The sequence below is a fragment of the Bartonella sp. CL435QHHD genome, assembly GCF_042195095.1.
GTDB lineage: Bacteria > Pseudomonadota > Alphaproteobacteria > Rhizobiales > Rhizobiaceae > Bartonella.
Genome location: NZ_JBHINS010000013.1, coordinates 1 through 8,698 on the forward strand (window position 1 = coordinate 1; position 8,698 = coordinate 8,698).

6 protein-coding genes are annotated in these 8,698 nt (G+C 39.3%); 3 read left to right on the plus strand and 3 right to left on the minus strand.

From position 1 onward, the window contains the following. Positions 1-962: 962 nt before the first annotated feature. Complete coding sequence (locus ACFILH_RS00545; RefSeq protein WP_375631405.1) at positions 963-1,976, minus strand: sensor histidine kinase; 1,014 nt, start codon at positions 1,974-1,976, stop codon at positions 963-965. Between the two features lie 22 nt (positions 1,977-1,998). Further along, a complete protein-coding gene (locus ACFILH_RS00550) occupies positions 1,999-2,793 on the minus strand; it encodes a response regulator (protein WP_375654309.1) in 795 nt (264 codons plus the stop codon). A gap of 169 nt (positions 2,794-2,962) precedes the next feature. Here ACFILH_RS00550 and ACFILH_RS00555 point away from each other — a divergent pair, with 169 nt between their 5' ends. The 3 genes from ACFILH_RS00555 (at position 2,963) to ACFILH_RS00565 (ending at position 5,383) form a co-directional block, all read left to right on the plus strand. Next, positions 2,963-3,166 carry a NepR family anti-sigma factor gene (locus ACFILH_RS00555; protein ID WP_015856821.1) on the plus strand — a complete coding sequence of 68 codons (204 nt, stop codon included), beginning with the start codon at positions 2,963-2,965 and terminating at the stop codon, positions 3,164-3,166. A gap of 7 nt (positions 3,167-3,173) precedes the next feature. Further along, positions 3,174-3,728: an RNA polymerase sigma factor gene (locus tag ACFILH_RS00560; RefSeq protein ID WP_375631404.1), complete on the plus strand. Its 555-nt coding sequence runs from the start codon at positions 3,174-3,176 to the stop codon at positions 3,726-3,728. Between the two features lie 224 nt (positions 3,729-3,952). Beyond that, entirely contained in the window at positions 3,953-5,383 is a 1,431-nt protein-coding gene (locus ACFILH_RS00565) for a sensor histidine kinase (protein ID WP_375631403.1), read from the plus strand. Positions 5,384-6,309: 926 nt separating this feature from the next. On the opposite strand, the gene ACFILH_RS00570 is transcribed toward ACFILH_RS00565, so the two are convergent. Next, on the minus strand, positions 6,310-8,298 hold the full coding sequence (locus ACFILH_RS00570; RefSeq protein WP_375667205.1) for a M23 family metallopeptidase: 1,989 nt from the start codon (positions 8,296-8,298) through the stop codon (positions 6,310-6,312). Positions 8,299-8,698 lie beyond the last annotated feature (400 nt).

The window sequence follows — 8,698 nt, forward strand, 5'->3', positions numbered from 1 at the left end:
TTCCCCTTTGAGATGGGTTTTCCCCTTTGAGATGGGTTTTCCCCTTTGAGATGGGTTTTCCCCTTTGAGATGCTATTCTATAGTGAATTAATCAAAGTCATTGGTTTGCACGTCATAAAGGGGTGTGTAGGGGCTTTGTATCAATGAGAAATATTTGAAAAAAAGCCTAAAATGCCTCTTATGGACGCTCTCAAAGGTCAATGGCTGTTGTAACATGAAAGACAAATGGTATGATGATGCTCAGCTACTACTTTTATGAAGTGAAAAGGGGCATGAAGGTAAAGAAGGATATGGCGTAACAAGGGGCGGGTTTGATGGTTCACTTTACGGGGGCTGGGGGCTATTATATCTTATTTACAGATACTGTTTTGAAATGAGCGTGGATGCGCTGGGAAATATTAAAAAAGTGCGTGAATGAAAGACATAAGTGTATTCTGTTTTAGAATGTCCTATTGTACCTGAAGAGAATATCTCCATTATAGAATGCGATATATAAAAGCGTAAAATATGTAATTTTCATCAATTAATTGTCGTTTTCGTGGAGGCTTTAAGCCCGTAAAGCTGAAGAATGATGATGGATGTTAGCTTTACTCCTTGAAATTGCATATTATGCCAAAATAAAATTGTATGCGCATTGCGAAAATTACACAAAAAGAGATGGGTAATAGGCTCGCTTTTATTTGGCATAGTAAAAGTTGAAACGGTTTGCTCTTTATCGTTTTGGTTTCTGTTTTAAAATATGCCGGTTATATGAGGGATGGAAGTTGATTAACAGCGGGAATAGATTTTATGTGGCTTTCAGTTCTCATCGTTAAGGTTTTTCGTTAAGGTTTTGGGGAACTATTGGGGGACTATAGAGGTTGGTTTAAAGAGGTTGGAAAATGTCTTTGTGCTTAATAAATAGATGAGACATTTTACTAAAAAAGGGGAAACTTCTCTTGTTCATTGTTTAAAATGCTCTTTTAAGAAAAAATATCAAAATAAGTATCAGGAACAGAGAGGCAATAGACAATTCCTTCTTGTGTCAATTTGAGGGAAGCTGAACCATTCACGGAAATGGGAACGATTTTTTCGAGAACGGCACTACCAAAACAGGCTTTTTTATTGTTTGTGGGAGGGATGCCGGATTCAAAATTTTCATGCCAAGTGATGATAAGTTGCGTTTTGCCATTCAGTTTTGTTTCGATTTCACAGCGTACACAGATGCTCCCCTTTTCTTGGGAAAGGGCTCCAAAAGAAAGAGAATTGACAATCAGTTCATGAAAAGCCAAACCAATATGCAAAGCGGCATTGGGAAAAAGATAAGGATCGACGCCTTCAAGTGAAAAACGTTCTGTTTCTTTCATTAAATAGCCTAAAGCCTGCGTTTGGACCAATTCGCGAAATTGAGCACCACGCCAATCGGAATCCGTGATCAGATCTTGAGAATGAGAAAGAGAATGAAGACGACCTTGAAATTTTCGTAAAAAAACTTGAAGAGATTCAGTATAGCGGGCGGTTTGACTGGCAATACTTTGAATGATCGCTAGAAGATTTTTAGAACGGTGACTGACTTCGCGAAGAAGGATTTTAAGCACTTGTTCACGGCGGCGTAAGCCGGAAATATTGACACCGGTGGTGATAATACCAATAATGTCTTCGTTATCATTGCGGTGGCAATCAATAGAAAATTTGTACCAAATCTCTTGTTTGTTTGTATCTTCAAAACGTGCTTCAACAGTTTGCATTTTGCCACTGGCTAAAACTTGCAGTTTGATGGTTTCCATATTGTCTGCAAGGTCAAGCGAAAAAAAGTCGCTGTCACGACACCCAACCCGCCATTTATTGTGCAAATGGTGGGGCAAGTTTTCAGCCCATAAATAAACCAGATTTGTTGCCTGATAGAGAACGCAAATATCCGCACCACGAATCGCTTGCATGAGCGCACTCATATGAGATTTATCCATGGGAGGCTTTGAAAGAGGCGTAACAATCATAATTTTAAGATGTTACCCTGTTCTAAGCCGCTTTAGAAGCATTCTCTTGAAAAAATAAAGCTTGGGAAATAAGCGCTTTCACCATATCTGGGTTAAAAGGTTTGGTCACTAAAAAAGTTGGTTCTGGACGCTCGCCAGTGAGAAGCCTTTCGGGAAAAGCCGTGATGAAAATCACTGGTATATGGTCATTTTTCAAAATCTCGTTGACCGCATCAATACCTGAACTGTTATCGGCTAATTGAATATCAGCCAAAATCAACCGTGGTTTTTTCTTATGATACATAATGACAGCTTCATCACGCGTGCGCGCTATTCCTACAACATGATGACCTAGGCTTTCTACCATTTGCTCAATATCAAGTGCAATAAGAGGTTCATCTTCAATAATCATGACTTCAGTGGCAATTTGTTGAGAAATATCAATAGATGCTTGGTTGAGAAGCTTGCGGAATTCTTTCGTATCCAGATTCATGATTTCGCTGGCTTCTTGTTCATGAAATCCTTCAACGGCAATGAGCAAAAATGCTTGGCGTGCACGGGGCGTGAGATAGGATAATTTGGCACTGGTTTTTTGTTCAAGACCAAATTGAGGCAGGGGTTCTGGGATGTTCGGTGTGGTTTGGTCAAAAAGATGGCAAAAAAGCCAATAGGTACCAATTCGGTCAGTGGAGGCTTTGGGAAAAATGGAGATGTCGGCAATGAGTGCTTCCAACATCGCTGACACATAAGCATCGCCAGAGGATTGGCTACCGGTGACAGAGCGGGCAAAACGCCGAAGATAGGGAAGATGCGGGGCAATGCGCGTTGATAATGACATAATTTATAACTCCTTTGACCTTTCAAGCACTTTGTTGGTTGAAATTCTCAACCGATAAAAAAGTTCCTTGATTTGTATGGAACTTTTTACCGACAGCTATATTTACAACTATAAGGCGAAAAAATTCTTCGCGGTGCTACCAATATTATATGGATTAGGGGGATGAAAAATGAACGACCGTGATGAAAAAAATCTCACCACACAATTTACAGTTGGAGATGATCTTCTCGGGGTCAATAGCGAAATAGCACGGAAGTTACGTCAATTTTACATGGAAATTCAAGAAGAGGCACTGCCACGGTGTTTGCTTGAGCTTTTAGAGAAGTTGGAGCGCGCAGAGCAATTTGGCTTAAACAATGTGGAAAAGGTTTGAATCCTTTATGTCAAAGCGCGCGAAAAACTTTAAACAAGAACTCCTTTCTGTGTTGCCGGCTTTACGAGCTTTTGCTGTTTCTTTAAGTGGCAAGCACGATAAAGCTGAAGATTTGGTTCAAGATACTGTTATGAAGGCATGGGCTAAGCAAGATAGTTTTGAGATGGGGACTAATCTTAAAGCTTGGCTTTTTACCATTTTGCGCAATGAATTTTATAGTCAAATGCGTAAAAAGGGAAGAGAAGTTCAAGATACCGATGGCGTGTTTACTCAAAATGTCGCTGTTCATCCTGCTCAATATGGATCGCTTGATTTGCAAGATTTCAAAAAAGCCTTAAATTTGCTTTCTGCCGATCAAAGAGAAGCCATTATTCTCATTGGCGCATCGGGGTTTTCTTATGAAGATGCTGCGACTATTTGTGGTTGTGCTGTTGGAACCATTAAAAGCCGTGTGAGCAGGGCGCGTAATCGATTACAAGAACTTCTTAAGGTGGATGGTGAGTCTGATTATGGTCCTGATTCTTACTCAGCTGGAAGTACATTGTGTTCATTTAACGGCTAAAAAAGCATAATAATTATGATCGATAGCCTTGTTTTTTTTATTCCCGTTATAGCTATTACAGTAAAGTCAGTATCTGAGGAAATTCAGAAGTTTGGCGTGTATCCTTAGGAACACAAGAAAAGCCTGTATAAAACTTTCTCACGGGCTTTAGGTTTTATGTTCCATAAGGTTGCCTTCCTTTGTGCTGAAAAATGACGACTTTCAAGTTCGCCAATGGACATTCTATGACAACAAAAACAAATTTGATGCCTCAAATGCCTTCTTCTGATGCAACGATATCACGCTGGCGGTGGGGTGCGATTGTTGTTTCTCTTGTTATGGCTCTTTTGGCATCGGTTTTTATTATGTTGCTTTCAAATGCTGTTGATCGAGAAATCGCACAGTTGAATACAAGTTCAGAATTGCGCGAACAGGCTGATTTGGTTCTTATTAGCTTGATTGATATGGCTGTTGCTGATCGCAGCTATGCAAAAACGCGCAAGGCGGAAGATAAAATACGTTTTGAAAATTCAGAGCGGGAGTTGGGGAATATTCTCGACTATATCGCACTTATTGTTTATGCGCATCCGCAGTGGTATAAATGGTTTACGGCTTTTAAAGAAGAGGTTGAAGCACGAAAAGCCTTTATGAATGCCCATATGCATGCTCTTGATGCGATTCCTGAACAACCTTCTCAACCTTCTCATGCGGACTCTTTGGAAGTATCAAAGATTCCTGTGGCACGTTTAGCTCAATTGATGACAAGCTTTATTAATGGGGATGATGTAGTGCGACAAAAACAGCGTGAGGGTATCGCATTGATGCGGGCTGCTTTGACATTGGCGGCTATTGTTTCCGTTGTAAGTACCTTTATTTCTGCCTATTTTGTTATTAATCGTTTTCATCGTGATATGCGCTCTTTAAAATTGTATCAATTGCTGCTTCATAGCGAAAATATCGCTCTGGAAGCCCGCGTGAAAGAACGAACACAAGAATTAGAAAGAGCACGTAATCACGCTGAAAAAGAACGCCAACGGGTTGAAATATTGTTGCAGGATGCAAGCCATCGCATTGGCAATTCTCTTGGAACGGTGTCTTCTTTGCTGGGGCTCCAGTTAAACCGGAGCAAAAATGAAGAGGTACGTTCTGTTCTAGGTGCTGCACGTGATCGTATTCAGACAATTTCTACAGCACATCGTCGTTTGCGCTTAAGTGATGATATGGAAACGACTTTATTGGCAGAGTTTCTTAGTTCTGTTGTGCATGATGTCGAATTGGCAGTTCCTTTTGAATTGCGTGAAAACATCACCATTCACACCAACTTTAAAGATTGTCGCCTGTCTTCAAGAGATGCGACAACACTTGGAATTATCCTTGGTGAACTGCTGACAAATTCCTTAAAACATGCCTTTCCTGATCAACGGTCGGGTCATATTTATATCTCCTTTGGTCCCCAGAAAGATGGACAATTGATGCTCATTGTAGAAGATGATGGCGTGGGAATGAAAAGCCAAACTTTAAAACAAAAAACAGGACTTGGTCGTGTGGTTGTGGAACAGCTCTGTATGCAATTTGGTGAAAAACCTCTGTTTGAAACTTCTGCTTTAGGAGGCACAAAGATTGTTATTCCTTTGCCAAAACTTAGCATGAATAGTTCAAAAAAAAGCTCTGACTGATTTTTTTAAAGGGTTAAACTCTTTGCTCGTGGTAAGCTGCCTTTCATTCATCGTGAATGTATGGGGAGGGCATCTTTTCACAAGAAGAAGGAAAAATACGGCTTCAGTAGCGCGAACACAGCACTCTTTAATATTAAATTATCGATTGTCTTCAAGAAAGGCAACTTTGCTTCTTTATCTTTTGGTGTAATGTTTGATTTTCTCTCTCGTTGTTTTTTTGCTTTATTGACTCCGATGATCGGCTTTCAAAGTTCTCCTTGTCTTAGAGCTTTGAAGTGCTTAAGTGAGCCTTTAAATTTATTTTGAATAAGTGCTCCTTTAAGCCAATAATAATACTTATATTCGTAAGCTCTATTTCTTTGCGAAGAGATTGTTTTTTTAAGTTTTGTTATTTTTTGTAAGGGCTGTTAAAACTTTAAATATGGGGTGTTTTTGTAAAAGTGTGTAAGGAATATTCTCTTAGGTAAAACTTGCTCATAAAGTTCATGAAACACCGTCCTTTAGGGCTATGAACAGCATACATTCAACAAGTGAAATCTATTCAACAAGAAGTCGGGTTGTTTATAGAATGATATGGATTTTAGAATCTTCGTTCTTTAGAAAAACTCACCTTTGATTTAAGACTTTATTGCATGGAAAACAAAGGGATTTTTATCGTTTTGATAAAATAAACAAGAAGAGTTAGCCTTTTGGGGGGTCATATTTTTCACTTTTCTATTGTGCGTAAATCTGCAAACCTATTGTGCGTAAACCTGAAAAGGGGAGGGCGTTTTATTTTTAATCATTGTGATGCGACCTTGGGTGGTGGCATATTTCGACGTATCCTTTAATAGATATTTAAAATGCGGAAATCTCTTTGAGAAAAGTAAGCGCTAAAGCATATTTTTAGATGTTTTGAGTCGTGAAAATGCCGATGCTTTCATGCTTTAAGTCTCTTCGGAGGGTGCTATCGGGCTGTTGATCAAAGAATCAATATTGTTTTTTTCTTGTAGGAATGTTTGTAGGTCTTGATTGGTTAAGGCTTTGCTATCCGGTATACGAATGCGCATGGGATCAACTTTGACGCCATTGACAATGATTTCAAAATGACAATGGGGACCGGTTGCCATTCCTGTTGATCCAACATATCCAATAATTTGTCCTTGTCGTACTTTCACGCCTGGTTTGATGTCTGGTGCATAACGACTTTGGTGTGAATAACTGCTGACATATCCATTGGCATGTTGAATTTCCGTGTGATTTCCATAGCCGCCTGTTACGCCTACTTTTGTGACAATACCATCTCCTACAGCAATAATGGGCGATCCTTTAGGAGCAACCCAGTCAACACCCGTATGCATGCGAATATAGCCTAAAATAGGATGTTTGCGTGGACCAAAGGGGGAGCCAAAAATCCCATTTGGTGTGGGTTTGCGCAGCAAGAAAGGCTTTGAACTCTTCCCTTCAGAATCATAATAATCAACGCTTCCATCTTTTAATTGATAACGGTAATATTTATAAGTTGTATTTCCAAAAGTTGCGCTAATATAACGAATTTCTGGATCAGTGTTTTTGGATGCTTCCTTTGCTTTCAAGTTCTTTTTGCCGTTTTTGTTTTCTTTATCGCTTTGTGGTACGGCATAAAATATTTCGATCTGATCATTGGGTGTTATCGGACTTTTCATGTCAATATTGGTGGCCAGCAGACGAATAAGACGATGAGAGAGAGATTGTGATATATTATGACTGAGCAAAGCACTATAGAGTGCATCATAAGCCGTTGGTAATTGCGCGCTATTGATGTAAGAATGCGGAATACCATTTTGAAAAGCCGTTTTAAGCGCTTTAGACATTTTAGGCTCTGTGCTTTCAATGAATTGGCCTTTATCATTCAGGGCAATGGTGAGAACATGATGCATCCCTTGATAGATACTTGCGCGTACGAGATGGTCTTTTTCACCAGCTTGTGTCACGATACCAATGCGTAAAAGGCTTCCCTCTTTAAGAGTATCGGAAAGGCTTATTTTTTCTAGCGTTTTTACAACTTGGTCAATTTGCTTTTTTGTATAACTGGTTTTTTTGAAAGCATCGGCTATCGTTTGTTTTTTACGAATAGGAATAATATCTTCAACATAGTTTTTCGTCAGATCGATACGGTGGCTTTGAGGAGAAACGGTTACATTTTCTTGAACGATTCGAACTTCAGGGGATTCTGTGCCTTGGGAAGGGGAGGATACATCTTCTAACTTTAAAGGATCAATCAATGTGAGAACTGAAAGAAGTTCGGTGCTCTTTTCTAAAGTAAATCCAGCTTTTTGCACTTCTTGTTGTGCCTCTTCATCTGTCAATGTGTCGCTGTCATCAAAATCGAATTGATTTACCTTAAAATCATAGCTGCGTAAGGTGAGTTTTGTTTCGATTTTTGCACCGTAAATCTGCCCAGAATCTTCTTGTGGTGCAATATTTTGACTTTGCGAATCACTGGCAAGAATGCTTAAAGAATCAAATTTTGGATAGCTATATTTCTGGGGGCGATTTTCGGCTAAAGCCATACGAATCCATTCAAAATGTTGTGTTTGAATGACTTTTTCATCGCCTTTTTTTTGTAGAATCGATAGTTCAAATTGACGTTTTCTGTCAAAGCTTTGCCGTGCATGGGTGGGAGAAATACGATCACCTTTATACCCATTGGCCTCAGGGTCTTGTGATTCTGATAGGTTTTCCTGCGTAAACCATTGTGGCGGTGTTACCAATCGCTGTTGTTCATCAAGAGCCGTAAAAAGTGCAATCCCCATAAGAATGCAGGAAGTGATTCCTGTCAGAACGGTTCCCGTAAGCCAACGAGCAGAGACCTGCCGGCGCGCAGGCCGTAAGCGTTTGACGACAAGAGCAGGGTCCTGTCCAGGATCGTTTTTTTGTTGTTCGTTATCCCACATAGATTTATAAGAGTACTTTTCAATATTAAATAAAGAAAGCTAGATAGATAGATAGCTTAGCATGCTTCTACAGGAATTTGATTCTTTTTACAAATTACAGATCATGCGATTCTCTTTATACAGCAATGTCTTTATAAATCGTACCTGTGCAGAAAAATTTCCTTATTAAAGTAGCATAAAACAAGCGTTATTGAGATTAACTCATTCTTAGGCAACTTCCTATTTTTATGCATTGCAATGGGGTGCTATATTTTACTTTAAAGGCGCCATGCTCTCTTTGAACTCCTTTTGTTTTCATGTTTTATTTTTATGAAGGCAGATTTTTCCAATAATGTCTTGAAATAGGATTTTTTGTTACAATATTTTATTGGAAATGTTTGGGTTATTTTATTTAAAAAAA